The following is a 12,908-nucleotide window of genomic DNA, read 5'->3' as shown; positions in this document are numbered from 1 at the left end:
AGCTCAAAGCATGAATAATGATTTAGATAACACCACAAAACAAGAAGCACTTAAGTACCATAATAAAAGTGGTAAACCTGGTAAGGTATCAGTTATACCAACAAAACCCTTATCCACACAGCATGACCTATCACTTGCTTATTCCCCTGGTGTTGCAGCCCCATGCCTTGCGATAGCTAAAAATCCTAAAGCTGTTTATGATTACACGGCAAAAAGTAATTATGTGGCTGTCATTTCAAATGGCACCGCAGTGCTGGGACTTGGCAATATCGGTCCTCTTGCTTCAAAACCCGTCATGGAAGGCAAAGCTGTTTTATTTAAGCGTTTTGCTGACATTGATGCAATTGATATAGAAGTTGACACAGAAAACATAGAAGATTTCATCAATGCAGTAAGGTATCTTGGTCCAAGTTGGGGGGGAATAAATCTAGAAGATATAAGATCTCCTGATTGTTTTATAATAGAGAAACGTCTAAATGAGTTGATGGATATTCCGGTGTTCCACGATGATCAACATGGCACTGCAGTAGTTGTTGCAGCTGGTATAGAAAATGCCCTCGATATTGCTGAAAAGAAATTAGAGAATGTCAAGATCATCATGAATGGTGCTGGAGCAGCTGGTATTGCGTGTTTGGAAATACTAAAGTCCATGGGCGCTAAGAACATAGTGCTATGTGACAAACAAGGAGTAATACACAAAGACAGAAAAGAGGACATGAATAAGTGGAAGGAAAAATATGCAATTGACACTAAAGAACGTTCTCTACTTGATGCCATAAAAGGCGCTGATGTATTCATCGGACTCTCTGCAAAGGATGTGCTCAGCGAAGAGATGTTAAAAAGCATGGGTAAAGACCCGATCATTTTTGCTCTTGCTAATCCTGATCCAGAAATAAGGCCTGAATTTGCAAAGTCTGTAAGGCCAGATGCAATAATTGCAACTGGTAGGTCAGACTATAACAACCAAGTCAATAACGTAATGGGGTTTCCTTATATATTCAGAGGAGCACTTGATGTACATGCAACGACAATAAATGAAGAAATGAAAATTGCAGCTGCAGATGCAATAGCGAAGCTTGCCCGTGAGCCAGTGCCGAATGAGATATCTGCAGCCTATAGCGGTCGTAAAATGAGCTATGGACGTGAATATATAATACCTACTCCATTTGATCCAAGATTAATTTCTATGGTATCTCCTGCTGTTGCAAAAGCTGCCGTTACCTCAGGTGTGGCAAGAAAGGAAATAGAGGACTGGAATGAGTATGCAAGTCAATTAAAATCTCGTCTTGCTAGTGCTCTCAGCACGCTGAATCTATTGTCTTCACAATAATCAATTGCATATTTTAGACTTATAATTAAAATAAACCAATGACTATTACAATTCACGAGTTAGAGAAAATTATCAAACAATCATTTCCTGATGCTGATATAAAGATTAAGGACCTTGCTGGAGATGATGATCATTATCATTTAAAAATAACTTCCAAGTGTTTTTCTGGAAAGACAAAAATAGAACAACACAGAATGGTATATAAGGCTCTTGAAGGTCAGTCTATACATGCATTGCAACTAGAAACTGGAGCTTAAAATTAAGGTGATATTTATGAACAACTTTGAACAAATAAAAAAAGACATAGCAGAAAACGATGTAGTGCTGTATATGAAAGGCACCTCTGACTTTCCTCAATGTGGATTCTCTGGACTCGTCGTGTCAATTCTCAAAAAATTGAATGTAAAGTTTAAATGCATCAACGTACTTGAGAATGATGAAATACGTCAGTCCATAAAAAGTTTCTCTGATTGGCCAACAATTCCACAATTATATATAAAGGGAGAGTTTGTTGGTGGCTGTGACATAACCCGCGAGATGTATGAAAAAGGTGAGTTACAAAATTTGCTAAAAGAAAAAAAGGTTACACAAATACATCAAGAGATGGGCTAATGTACCCCCGTCTCGGTTGTACATGCCCACTTATCTCCTTTACATCACATTTTCAACTTATTGTCTTTGTGCTTTTCTTGATTTAGCATAAGATTCTACTTTTGCCTCTTTTACAGTCGTACCTGGAGCAGTATCTCCGTCACTTTCTAAGCTATCATTAGAAGAAGCTCTCCTGTCACTTTTTAAATTGTCATTGGAAATATCCATATCTTTAGCTTCTACGTTAGCACTTTGCTCAATAAGATTTTTAACTTTTTGGATAGTTTCTTCCGCAACTGCAGTCATCTTTTGGCCTAATTGTGGTTGCATTAGAGAACTTACTATTTCCATGTGATTTCTTTCGCGGGCTAGATCTAAAGGTGTTTTATCATCCTTGTTTTTAGCTTCTACGTTAGCATGTTGACCCAGGAGAAATTCACAAAGCTCTAAGTGGTTATAAGCAGCAGCATAGTGTAAAGATGTCCATTTATCATTATCAGCATCATCAACCCCTATTCCCTTACTAAGAAAAAATTCCACTATTTCTTTATAACCTTTTTTAGCAGCAGCATGTATAGGCTTTTTACCATCACTATTAATTCTAGCATTAATATTAGCTTTTTTTTCATTCACAAGAAATTTAACAATCTCTTTATGGCCTCTCTCAGCAGCACGGTGCAATGGCGTCCATCCATTATTGTCTTTAGCTTCTATGTTAGCATGTTGACCCAGGAGAAATTTAGAAAGCTCTAAGTGATTATAACGAGCAGCATAGTGTAAAGGTGTCCATTTATCATCATCAGCATCATCAACTCCTATTCCTTTACTAAGAAAAAATTCCACTATATCTTTATAACCTGCTTTAGCAGCAGCATGTATAGGCTTTTTATTATCACCATTAGCTTTAGCATTAATATTAGCTTCTTTTTCATTCACAAGAAATTCAACAATTTCTTTACGGCCTTTCCATGCAGCATAGTGTAAAAGTGTCCATCCATCATCGTCTTTAGCTTCTATGTTAGCACGTTGATCAAAATGTATGTATAACATATTAGCAAAATGGCAGAAAAGAAGTTTTGGGTTTTTATTTGGCTGAAAGTGAAGTTCTGGTTGGGAGTACTAAATGACCTAAAGGAGAGAGGAGTAGATGATATTCTGATAGCTTGTGTTAAAAAGCTTTCCTACAACTATAAATAGCGTATTTCCTAAAGCAGAAATGTATAGTACATCAGATAAGAAATTCACTGAAATATGTATCGAGCAAAAGTTTTCATGAATGATTTGAAAAAAACATATCAAGTAGAGAAATAGCCGAGAATTATTTACTTGAACTGGAGGAAAAATGGGGAGAAAAATATACTTTAGTTTTGGGAGAATAATTGGGAAAATCTGTCTAGTTATTTTAAATATTCCGGCCCTGTAAGAAAATTAATTTATACCACAAATCCTATTGAGGGACTACATAGACAGATCAGAAAATTTACTAAAACCAAGGGCTCATTTACTAGCACAAATGCCTTGTATAAACAGGTATATTGTGCTATAAAGAAGGCAGGAGAGAAATGGACTATGCCTATACATGATTGGGCTTTTACTATCTCTCAACTTGATATCTTTTTTCCTGGTAGGTTAAAAATCGAGTTGAACTAAAAATGCGATTTGACACAGTTTATTTAACACTCCCATTCTTCTATCAGTTAATTCATTCCCGTCAGATTAAGTTGTGTTTAGCACAATTTGTTCCACTGTTCTTCATCTAAAATTTCCACACCCAATTCCATTGCTTTTTTATATTTTGAACCTGGATCTTCTCCTGCAATTAAATAGTCAGTTTTAGTAGAAAGGCTTGAACTGATCTTTGCCCCTAAAACTTTAGCTCTTACTTTTGCCTCCCCTCTGCTCATAGCACGTAGCTTACCAGTAAACACTATAATTTTGTTATTCAAAAAAGAATCGCTAGAGTTGGAGCTCACGGGAAGAATTTGCAGATATGCAGTAAGATCATTTAACATTTTAATGTTACGTTCCTGAGAAAAAAACGATTTTAAAGATTCAGCTACTTTTTCTCCTATACCATCTATACCTACCAACTCAACATCATTTGATGACATCGAATTATACCAGTTATCATAAGATACATAATAATTTGCGAGCAATTCTGCTGCAACTTGGCCGATAAATCTGATACCCAAAGAAAATATGAACCTATCTAGAGAGATTACTCTTCTGCTTTGTATAGCACTTAATAGATTAGCTATTGACTTCTCGCCCCAACCATGATGCTCTTTTAAGGAAAACTCTTTTAATCTTTCCTCTAAAATAAAAATGTCTGGAATTTGTCTTATTAGTTCCAGGTCATAAAAAAACTTTATTTGTTTTTCACCAAGGCCAACAATGTCAAATGCATCTTTTGACACAAAATGTTTTAGTTTTTCTACTATTTGAGCCTTGCAATTAAATTCTTTAGGACATCTTACTGCAACTCCTTCAATCTGCACTTTACTACCACATTCAGGACATATGTCAGGAAACACAAATTCAGGCATATTTGCATGACGAGAACCTTCATCTACTTTGACAATTTGAGGAATTACATCTCCAGCTCTTTTAATTGTTACAACATCTCCTTCTCTTATGTCTTTACGTTTTATCTCATCTTGGTTATGTAGACTTGCTCTGCTAACTAGCACTCCGCCAATATTGACTGGTACCAAATCTGCAACTGGAGTTAAAACCCCCGTTCTACCCACCTGTATAAATATTTTATTTAACTTTGTCTTTGCATAAATCGCAGAAAATTTATATGCAAGCGCTGAGCGTGGCGCTTTGTGTGTACTTCCCAGACGACTTTGTAGCACCAAATCATTCACTTTATAGACTATCCCATCGATATCATAATCCAAGTTATAACGATAATCATAGATCTCGTTATAGAACTTTAGCATTCCATTCAAACTACTTGTTAAGGAACGATGCTCATTTACGCAAAAACCAAGTTTCTCAAGTTTTTCTAGTACTTCACTTTGACTTTTCTCTATTCCACCAATTAAAGAATAAGCAAAATATCTAAGAGGCCTTTTTGCTGTAATGTTCGCATTCAATTGCTTTAAAGAACCAGCAGCTGCATTTCGAGGATTAGCGAATTCATTATTTTCATTTAACTTTAAAAAGTCGCTGTTACTGATATATATTTCACCCCTTACTTCTAGTCTTCCTTGCACATCTTGTAAAAACTTAGGAAAGCCTTTTATTGTTGCAACATTGTGAGTTACATCCTCTCCTACAAAACCGTCACCTCGAGTTGCAGCTTTAACAAATTTCCCATCTTCATAAATTGCAGAAAATGACAATCCATCAATTTTTGGCTCACATAATATCTCTATTTCATCTGCAATTAAAAATCTCTTTATTTTAGACAAAAATTTTTCTACACCTTGTTCATCATAAGCATTCTCAAGAGAAAGCATAGGTTCTTGATGTTCCACCTTAGAAAATCTCTCATCAGGCGGAGCACCAACACTATCTTGTGTTGCATAAGCTTCTGGCTCTATTGCAGCTAACTTTTTTTTCAGTTCATCATATTCAGCATCACTTATCTCTGGCTTACTTTTTTGATAATATAAGATATTATGATAATTAATTTGATTTTGCAGTTTTTCTCTCATCTTTTCCAAGTCAGTCATGATACCAATATAATGCTCTTTGCCGTCAAGTCATGAATTTTTTCAAAAGGTACTATAAATTTATACTACTGCCCTGAAAAGCAATACTAATATTAATATAATTTTTGTACTTGTATATTAATGTTAGTATAGTTTTTAAATTAAGGAGTACATTATGAAAGAATACAATTACAAAAATTTGGCTGACGAATCAAACTTCGGCTCTCAAGTGTATCGTGCAGGAATGTTTGATAAAATTCTTGGTATAAGCAAAACAGCAAAAGAAGCTGCGAATCAAGTAATATCTAAAATGGGTAACGATTTAAAACTAGAAGCTAGAAAAGCAGCTCAAGATGAAGTAAAAAAAATAGAAGGAAAAATGCTAACTTTAGCTGAAGAGAAAGCTAACAAAATAGCTACCGAAAAAGCTAATCAAATAGAAAAAAAAATATCGACTTCAATTGATAAGACAGTAAAGTCAGTAGAAGCAAACGCTGAAAAAGCAGCAAAAAATGCAGCTGAAAAAGCAGTGAAAAAAGTAGGACCAGAAGTTGCAGATTTGCTAAAGCCAGAAATAAAAACTCAGGTAGAAGAAGAAGTAAAAAAATATACTGAAGAAAAAATTGAAAGCCTTATAAAACCTGAAATTACAAGCAAAATAAATGATCTTGTCACTACACAAAGTAAAGAAGTAAGTACACTTTTAGAAGATGAAATGAATAAATTAGTCGAAGATGCACATAAAAATTTGAATGGGAAAATAGATCAGATTAAATGTGAACTTACAAAAGTAAAATCTGATCTCTTAGAAGCTAGTGCAAACAGTTTCCTTGAGAGCACAAAATTATTGTCGCTTATGGCAGAAAATGAAACATGTGAAAACCAAGATTTAGTGTATTTTTAATCACAATAGGGGTTTTATATAAGGTTTTTATGGGTTTTTTAACCCATAAAAACCTTAGGATAAATGAAGAGAAAAGTATCTGTTAAGTTGCATGGCTACTGTGCAAAATATTGAAGCAAAAAGGTTTCATCCCAGTACTTCCTACCTTGTCATCCCAGTGCTCAGACACTGGGATCCATTGTTCCTTTCGGGAGTGTTAAATAAACTGTGTCAAACCGAGAAGTAAAGTAATAAATTGATAAAAAAATGGAGGTTTGACAATGAGTCAAGCAAACACAACTACCGGTTTGGTAGACTATAAAGAATTAGAAACAAATATCTTATCATCTATACGAGAAGGAAGATACCGTCTTGTCAGTCAACAAGAAAATTATAGAAATTGAATCTTAAGCTGTATTACGAAATCAAAAAATACTTTCTATCAACATATACACTAACCAACTACATTAAATAAATTTGTGTAAAATGCTATTTTACATAAGATAGAAAGTACGCATTTTTTGATTTTAAAGTACTAAATTCTCCTCCAACCGCTTTGCCCTGTAATTCTTGATATGGTCAGGATTAAAAGCACTTTTGGATTTTAGAACACCGAAAATGATATGGAGTAGCTTACGCATTGCAGCACCAACGATAGCCATATTATGCTTACCCTTTTCCTTTAATCTCTGGCAAAAACTAATAATGATAGGATTGTGATTCTTAGCTACTATAGCAGGAAAGAAAAGTGCTTTACGTAATGTTTGTGAACCGGATTTACTTAATCTGGGTTTGGCATATACAGAGGAACCTGACGTCATATTTCGTGGTATAACTCCTGTATATGCTGCCAATTGCCTGGCATCTCTAAAAACCTCTATGTCAGGAACTTCAGCTAAAATAGCTATTGCTGATTCTTCTCCTATTCCTGGAATAGTCAATAGAAGTTGAAAATTTTCCAACAATTCTTTATGTTGATTTAATAGTTCACGTACGGAGTTTTTTATTGTTTCTATTTTTTGAGCTATATTCATTGCAAGGTCTTCCCAAGCACTTGCAACTTCTTTAAGCAGTCTCTCTTTTTTTTCTAAGTGGTTATTTACTAATGTTAACTCATCTTTTAACGCAACTGAGCAACGATAAAGATGTTTTAATTTTTTCATTTCAGGAGAAGGTGGTGTCCAACTAGAAGGTTCCTGTCTTTGGCAATAATCAGCAATAACTTCTGCATCGGTCTGATCATTCTTTTGTCGTATCAGCTTACTCCTTGCATAAGATTTTATGCAATAAGGATTTACAACACTAACAGAATGTCCAGCGTTGTGCAGAAACTCAGCCAAAGCTTCGCTATAACAACCAGTAGCCTCCATGCAGGCTTTTACTTCTTCTACATTATGTTTTTGTAGAAAGCTAAGTAAACCTTGAAACCCAGAATCCTCGTTTTTAAAACTCCTTTTTCTAGTTTCACATCTTCCTTTTTTGCTTATGAACGAGAGAAAAACATCAAAGCGATCTTTCGATACATCTATACCTAAAAAGTTGTTGATCATATATAACCCCATGCGTTACCATTAAAAATGAAAAGTAAGGCTAGTCTTGTGAATACAGAATTAGAACCATTTAGGTTTTTCTACGATACCGTCCAGCCTGTACTCTTGAGAAGAGAACTCTTATCTACCTTACAGATTTTATATCTAAGAGCCTGTTCATAATCTTTTGAGGAGTAAAGCAGTAAAGGCTAGAACAACCATTTGCAGGCTAGTATTGAGTTTCCGCTCGCAATTTTTCCACAATCGCCTACATTTTTCCAACCAAGCAAAAGATCTCTCAACAACCCATCTTTTCGGCAATACAGCAAAGATGTGTAATTCGCTGCGCTTTATCACTTCAACAGTTGCTCCAATAATATCTTTTATTTGAGTTGCAAATTTTTCTCCCGTATAACCCGCATCAACTAGTATATTTTGGACTTCAGAGAGGTTTTCTCTTGCATTTTTGATCATTTTTACAGCACTGCTACGGTCAGTTATTTCTGCTGTTGTGATATAAATTGCGTGTGGTAGACCTTGAGTATCAACTGCAATATGGCGTTTTATTCCTGAAATCTTTTTACCAGCATCATAGCCTTTTTCTTCAGCAGTATCTGCATTTTTTACGCTTTGTGCATCAATTATGCAGAAGCTGGTTTTTTCTTTCCGACCATTGTTTTGTCGAACTACGCCAACTATTTTTTTTTAATACCAGCTCCAGAACACTTTCTTTATTTGCATCTGCTTTTTCACTCCACTTCTTAAAATAGTCGTAACAATTCCGCCATTTTGGAAACTCTTTTGGTAACATTCTCCACTGGCATCCACTTTTTAGGACGTATAATACTCCACAAAATACATCATATAAATCAAGTGTTCTCGGCTTTGTTCTCTTCCTGCAAGACTCCAGATCTGCTACAATAATCTCAAACTTTTCTCGACTTATATCACTTGGATATAAATTTCGCATATCCTACTTTATATACTTTATCCTCTCATTCTATCCCTTTTTTGAGATCACGTACAGGTTCTAAGACCACTGACAGAGTTCTTCTCTTCTCCATCTAATGCTTAAGCTTAAAACATTAGATGCTTTTTACAAGATACAAGACCATTGACAGGAAGAGATGGAGCATTAACACCATTTATAAAAAAACTGCTAGAGGGAAGGCGAGATAGAAAACCATTTGTCGGCTGAAAGCGAAGAAAACAACCGAAGAAATTCAAAGACTTTACGGACAAGTATTTGAACTATTGACACCAAGAGATAGAGAAGGAAGTTTCGAGCTACAAGTAGTCAGAAAAAGGCAAACAAACGAACTTGAAGCAAAGGTTTTAAGTACATATGCCAGTGGCATGGGATATAGCATCGCATGTAGAAGAAATATAAAATATCTGCAGCAGAGATATCAAGTATTACTGACAAATTGTTACCGGTAATCAACGAATGGCGCAGTCGTCCGCTGCAATCTGTATATCCAATAGTGTTCATGGTTTTTTAAGGTCAAGGAGGACGGGCATTGTGTAAGCAAATGTATGTATAACATATTAGCAAAATGGCAGAAAAGAAGTTTTGGGTTTTTATTTGGCTGAAAGTGAAGTTCTGGTTGGGAGTACTAAATGACCTAAAGGAGAGAGGAGTAGATGATATTCTGATAGCTTGTGTTAAAAAGCTTTCCTACAGCTATAAATAGCGTATTTCCTAAAGCAGAAATGTATAGTACATCAGATAAGAAATTCACTGAAATATGTATCGAGCAAAAGTTTTCATGAATGATTTGAAAAAAACATATCAAGTAGAGAAATAGCCGAGAATTATTTGCTTGAGCTAGAGGAAAAATGGGGAGAAAAATATACTTTAGTTTTGGGAGAATAATTGGGAAAATCTGTCTAGTTATTTTAAATATTCCGGCCCTGTAAGAAAGTTAATTTATACCACAAATCCTATTGAAGGGTTACATAGACAGATCAGAAAATTTACTAAAACTAAGGGCTCATTTACTAGCACAAATGCCTTGTATGAATAGGTATATTGTGCTATAAAGAAGGCAGAGGAAAAGTGGACGATGCCTATACATGATTGGGCTTTAACTATCTCTCAACTTGATATCTTTTTTCCTGGTAGGTTAAAAATTGAGTTGAACTAAAAATGCGATTTGACGGGAGTGTTAAATAAACTGTGTCAAACCGCATTTTTAGTTCAACTCAATTTTCAATCTGCCAGGAAAGAAAACATCAAGTTGAGAGATAGTTAAGTATCCGTTCAGCGGAGTGGCAGAATAAGGTAGACAAGGTGATCTAAAAAGATAATCATAGAGCAAAAGTGAGGTAATGTGGTAAACCTTTTAGAGCTTTGCAAAAATTTACAGCAAAAAATAGAAAAGTTAGAAGCAAAAATAGAAAAGCTGGAAAGGGAGAATGAAAGTTTAAAAGCAGAGAACAAGGCTTTAAAGATAGAGAACGCTGAATTAAAGGAAAGGCTTGGTTTAAACTCGAAAAATTCATCTCTACCAAGCTCTAGAGAGTTGTACAAAATAAAAAAGGACAAGCCAAAGAGCGACAGAAACGTTGGTGGTCAGGTTGGTCATAAAGGAAGTTTTCGCGCCAAAATGGATGCAGATGAGGTGATAAAAGTAAAGTTGTCATCTACTTGTGAATGCGGAGGAGGGATTGCAATATGCAATGGACCGTACATTCATCAAAAAGTTGATCTTCCGGAAATTAGGCCTTATGTAGTGGAATATCAGATGGAGCATGGTCGTTGCCGGAGATGCGGAAAAAGAAGAAGCAGTAAGTTACCAGAAGGTGTTACGTCAGATACATTTGGTCCAAGGGTTAAGTCAATAATTGCAGCGTTCAGCGGATTCTACAAAAATTCAAAACGCGAAATAGCGAGTGTCGTAAATGATATCTTCAATTTGAACATAAGCGTCGTTAGCATATCAAATAGTGAACATAGAGTTGCTTCAAAATGCAAAAAAATGTATGAGCAGATCGAACAAGAGATAAGTAGGAGTAAAGTTCTACATATTGATGAAACGAGCCATTATAACAAAGGTAAACTCGCTTGGTGTTGGATGTTTGCAAGCAATACGGCAAGTTTTGTGAAGTTGACAGAGTCAAGAGGAATGAAAGTTTTAAAAAATAACGCATGCTGCAATCATAATAGCTTAGTGGTAACCGACAGGTACGCAGTATACAATTACTTTGCTGATGAAAAAAGGCAAATCTGCTGGGCACACTTAGCAAGGGATTTTGAAAGATTAGCGCATAGTTGGAATATTGAAGTCAAAGTTCTTGGCTGTTACTTAAGAAATGTAGCTACTGAATTATTTGCACTAAAAAAGGCTTTGCTAAAAAATGAGATAGATGTTTTTAGATTTGCCAGACGTGCCAGAAAGTTGCGAAAACGTACAAGGTATTACTTGAAGGAAATATCCTACTTACCTGAAGCAATTGGAGCCTCTCGAGTTGCGAAAAATATTTTGAAATCTGAAAGAATGATGTGGAATTTTTTAGATGACCCAAAAAACATTCCGCTGACAAACAACCATGCTGAACAGCAGATACGGCATTATGTCGTTTACCGCAAAAATTCGTATTTTACACAATCAAAGCGGGGAAATGCATTCCTTGAACGGATAATTTCGTTATACTTAACATGGAAACAAAGGGGTCTCAATCCTTTCCAAAACCTCTTATCTATTGTTTCTTAAACCACTCTCCTGAACGGATACATAGTTAAAGCCCAATCATGTATAGGCATCGTCCACTTTTCCTCTGCCTTCTTTATAGCACAATATACCTGCTTATACAAGGCATTTATGCTGGTAAATGAGCCTTTGGTCTTAGTGAATTTCCTAATTTGCCTATGTAGCCCCTCTATGGGATTGGTGGTGTAGATTATCCTCCTAACTGGACCAGAATACTTAAAATAACCAGACAAGTTTTCCCAATTATTCTGCCAAAACCATAGGATACTTTGTGCCCCATTTTTCATCCAATTCCAACAGATAATTCTCGGCAATTTCCTTGCTTGAAGCTTGATATACCTTCTTTAAATCGCTCAAAAAACTCTTCGCATCTTTACTGGCCACATACTTCAGTGAGTTGCGTATCTGATGCACTATACACATCTGCACTTCCGCATTAGGAAAGACACTGTTTATAGCTGCAGGAAAGCTTTTCAGCCCATCAACGCAGGCAATAAGGATATCTTCTACTCCTCTTTCTTTGAGGTCATTTAGCACTCCCAACCAGAACTTCACTTTCAGCCAAATAAAAACCTAATACTTCTTTTTTGCCATTTTGATCTATGCCTAATATATTATACATGCATTTACTTACGCAATGCCCGTCCTCTTTGACTTTAAAAAACCATGAAAACTATCGGATATACAGACTGCAGCGGGCGACTACGCCATTCGTTGATTACTGGTAGCAATTTGTCAGTAATACTTGATATCTCTGCCGCCGATATTTTGTGATCATAAATTTCCTCAACATGTGACACTATATCTCTATAGCCCATACCACTGGCAAATGTGCTCAAAATCTTCGTTTCAAGCTCTGGATGTAAGTTTGTTTGCCTTTTTTTGACTATTTGTGGTTCGAAACTTCCTTCCCTATCTCTTGGCGTCAAAAGCTCAAATGACCCTGCGCTTGTACGTAAAGTCTTTGCATTCCTCCCATTTCTTCGATTATTCTCTTCGCTTTCAGCCGACAAGTGGTTTTCTATTTCACCTTCCAGGCTTACCTCCAGCAACTTTTTTATAAACGGTGTTAATGCTCCATCTCTTCCTGTCAACGGTCTTGTATCTTGTAAAAAGCATCTAATGTTTTAAGCTTAAGCATTAGATGGAGAAGAGAAGAACTCTGTCAGTGGTCTTAGATATAAAATCTGTAAGGTAGAT

The 12,908-nt window shown here is 35.7% G+C and carries 11 protein-coding genes and 3 pseudogenes; 8 read left to right on the top strand and 6 right to left on the bottom strand.

Translation table 11 applies throughout. The features are described 5' to 3' along the window. Positions 1 to 10: 10 nt before the first annotated feature. From ONG75_RS00370 to grxD, 3 genes are read left to right on the top strand one after another with little or no spacing between them, the layout of a single operon-like run. A complete protein-coding gene (locus ONG75_RS00370; RefSeq protein WP_264375467.1) occupies positions 11 to 1,330 on the top strand; it encodes a malic enzyme-like NAD(P)-binding protein in 1,320 nt (439 codons plus the stop codon). Between the two features lie 38 nt (positions 1,331 to 1,368). After that, positions 1,369 to 1,587, top strand: coding sequence for a BolA/IbaG family iron-sulfur metabolism protein (locus tag ONG75_RS00365; RefSeq protein ID WP_006012412.1), 219 nt, complete (start codon positions 1,369 to 1,371; stop codon positions 1,585 to 1,587). Positions 1,588 to 1,603: 16 nt separating this feature from the next. Then, entirely contained in the window at positions 1,604 to 1,942 is a 339-nt protein-coding gene (grxD, locus tag ONG75_RS00360) for a Grx4 family monothiol glutaredoxin (RefSeq protein ID WP_264375466.1), read from the top strand. Between the two features lie 57 nt (positions 1,943 to 1,999). Here grxD and ONG75_RS00355 read toward each other — a convergent pair whose 3' ends face one another. Further along, positions 2,000 to 2,971: an ankyrin repeat domain-containing protein gene (locus ONG75_RS00355; RefSeq protein WP_264375465.1), complete on the bottom strand. Its 972-nt coding sequence runs from the start codon at positions 2,969 to 2,971 to the stop codon at positions 2,000 to 2,002. Here ONG75_RS00355 and ONG75_RS00350 point away from each other — a divergent pair. Then, positions 2,952 to 3,571, top strand: a pseudogene (locus tag ONG75_RS00350) (IS256 family transposase); the annotation flags it as partial. The gene ONG75_RS00355 and the pseudogene ONG75_RS00350 overlap by 20 nt on opposite strands. Positions 3,572 to 3,648: 77 nt before the next feature. On the opposite strand, the gene ligA reads toward ONG75_RS00350, so the two are convergent. After that, positions 3,649 to 5,604, bottom strand: coding sequence for an NAD-dependent DNA ligase LigA (gene ligA / locus ONG75_RS00345; RefSeq protein WP_264375464.1), 1,956 nt, complete (start codon positions 5,602 to 5,604; stop codon positions 3,649 to 3,651). A gap of 154 nt (positions 5,605 to 5,758) precedes the next feature. On the opposite strand from ligA, the gene ONG75_RS00340 reads away from it, so the two are divergent. Together ONG75_RS00340 and ONG75_RS00335 are read left to right on the top strand one after the other, a co-directional pair. Next, positions 5,759 to 6,487 carry a hypothetical protein gene (locus ONG75_RS00340; RefSeq protein WP_264375463.1) on the top strand — a complete coding sequence of 243 codons (729 nt, stop codon included), beginning with the start codon at positions 5,759 to 5,761 and terminating at the stop codon, positions 6,485 to 6,487. A gap of 260 nt (positions 6,488 to 6,747) precedes the next feature. Further along, positions 6,748 to 6,870: a hypothetical protein gene (locus ONG75_RS00335; protein WP_264375462.1), complete on the top strand. Its 123-nt coding sequence runs from the start codon at positions 6,748 to 6,750 to the stop codon at positions 6,868 to 6,870. Between the two features lie 123 nt (positions 6,871 to 6,993). Here the strand turns inward: ONG75_RS00335 and ONG75_RS00330 are convergent, their stop codons facing one another. Together ONG75_RS00330 and ONG75_RS00325 are read right to left on the bottom strand one after the other, a co-directional pair. After that, entirely contained in the window at positions 6,994 to 8,016 is a 1,023-nt protein-coding gene (locus ONG75_RS00330; protein ID WP_264375440.1) for an IS110 family RNA-guided transposase, read from the bottom strand. Positions 8,017 to 8,172: 156 nt separating this feature from the next. Continuing rightward, a protein-coding gene (locus tag ONG75_RS00325; RefSeq protein WP_264375461.1) for an IS5 family transposase occupies positions 8,173 to 8,965 on the bottom strand; the annotation gives its coding sequence in 2 pieces (ribosomal slippage) (positions 8,173 to 8,700 and positions 8,702 to 8,965; 792 coding nt in all). 135 nt (positions 8,966 to 9,100) lie between these two features. Here ONG75_RS00325 and ONG75_RS00320 point away from each other — a divergent pair. Both ONG75_RS00320 and tnpC read left to right on the top strand, forming a co-directional pair. Further along, positions 9,101 to 10,142 (top strand): annotated as a pseudogene (locus tag ONG75_RS00320) (IS256 family transposase); the annotation flags it as partial. 186 nt (positions 10,143 to 10,328) lie between these two features. Further along, positions 10,329 to 11,711 (top strand): IS66 family transposase, encoded by a 1,383-nt coding sequence (tnpC, locus tag ONG75_RS00315; RefSeq protein ID WP_264375454.1) that lies wholly within the window; start codon positions 10,329 to 10,331, stop codon positions 11,709 to 11,711. Here tnpC and ONG75_RS07760 read toward each other — a convergent pair. Beyond that, positions 11,708 to 12,330, bottom strand: a pseudogene (locus ONG75_RS07760) (IS256 family transposase). The gene tnpC and the pseudogene ONG75_RS07760 sit on opposite strands and share 4 nt — an antisense overlap. Before the next feature lie 34 nt (positions 12,331 to 12,364). Continuing rightward, positions 12,365 to 12,832 carry a transposase gene (locus ONG75_RS07755; protein WP_405197623.1) on the bottom strand — a complete coding sequence of 156 codons (468 nt, stop codon included), beginning with the start codon at positions 12,830 to 12,832 and terminating at the stop codon, positions 12,365 to 12,367. Positions 12,833 to 12,908: the final 76 nt, after the last annotated feature.

The sequence above is a fragment of the Wolbachia endosymbiont (group B) of Sphaerophoria taeniata genome (assembly GCF_947179355.1).
In the GTDB taxonomy this organism is placed as follows: domain Bacteria; phylum Pseudomonadota; class Alphaproteobacteria; order Rickettsiales; family Anaplasmataceae; genus Wolbachia.
Note: the sequence above shows the minus strand (reverse complement) of the source record. Positions and strands in the feature narration are given on the sequence as shown.

Coding starts and splice junctions, on each gene's coding strand:
- ONG75_RS00370 (WP_264375467.1), top strand. CDS start 11: ATGAATAATGATTTAGATAACACCACAAAACAAGAAGCACTTAAGTAC.
- ONG75_RS00365 (WP_006012412.1), top strand. CDS start 1,369: ATGACTATTACAATTCACGAGTTAGAGAAAATTATCAAACAATCATTT.
- grxD (WP_264375466.1), top strand. CDS start 1,604: ATGAACAACTTTGAACAAATAAAAAAAGACATAGCAGAAAACGATGTA.
- ONG75_RS00355 (WP_264375465.1), bottom strand. CDS start 2,971: ATGTTATACATACATTTTGATCAACGTGCTAACATAGAAGCTAAAGAC.
- ligA (WP_264375464.1), bottom strand. CDS start 5,604: ATGACTGACTTGGAAAAGATGAGAGAAAAACTGCAAAATCAAATTAAT.
- ONG75_RS00340 (WP_264375463.1), top strand. CDS start 5,759: ATGAAAGAATACAATTACAAAAATTTGGCTGACGAATCAAACTTCGGC.
- ONG75_RS00335 (WP_264375462.1), top strand. CDS start 6,748: ATGAGTCAAGCAAACACAACTACCGGTTTGGTAGACTATAAAGAATTA.
- ONG75_RS00330 (WP_264375440.1), bottom strand. CDS start 8,016: ATGATCAACAACTTTTTAGGTATAGATGTATCGAAAGATCGCTTTGAT.